This window comes from Undibacterium sp. RTI2.2, assembly GCF_035018705.1.
GTDB lineage: Bacteria > Pseudomonadota > Gammaproteobacteria > Burkholderiales > Burkholderiaceae_D > Undibacterium.
This window is the reverse complement of record NZ_JASJXN010000149.1, coordinates 1-394: the sequence shown is the minus strand read 5'-3', so window position 1 is coordinate 394 and position 394 is coordinate 1. Positions and strand designations below refer to the sequence as shown.

Here is a 394-nt window from a genome sequence, read left to right as displayed (position 1 = left end):
CAAACTTCAACGTCCATTGGCGGATCGTCTCATACGTGACTATGATGCCACGGCTGGCCATTAGTTCTTCTATGTCGCGAAAACTCAGCGCGAACCGGAAGTAGAGCCACCCGACATGGCTGATGATTTCTGCTGGGTAGCGGAACCCGCGATAGAGTCGAGATTTTTTCATCTCGCCACCTTACAATATTTTGCCAGCCTCCGTAAGTTGACAATACCGCTCAGCACATAGGCCGCGTACCAACGCACACATAACAACATCATATCGAGTGGATAATGTAAACGTTTTAAAACCTGACGAAGTACAGACTCTTCAATTTATCCGATTTGCGCGTAAAACCCCGTCGTTCAGGGCGGGGATGTAAGCGCGGAAGGCGAAGCCTTCCTTGTCTTG

2 pseudogenes are annotated in these 394 nt (G+C 49.5%); both read right to left on the bottom strand.

Going from position 1 to position 394, the window contains the following annotated elements:
* A pseudogene (locus QN395_RS21500) lies at nt 1–172 on the bottom strand (IS6 family transposase); the annotation flags it as partial.
* 47 nt (nt 173–219) lie between these two features.
* Nucleotides 220–318 (bottom strand): annotated as a pseudogene (locus tag QN395_RS21495) (IS6 family transposase); the annotation flags it as partial.
* Between the last annotated feature and the right edge of the window lie 76 nt (nt 319–394).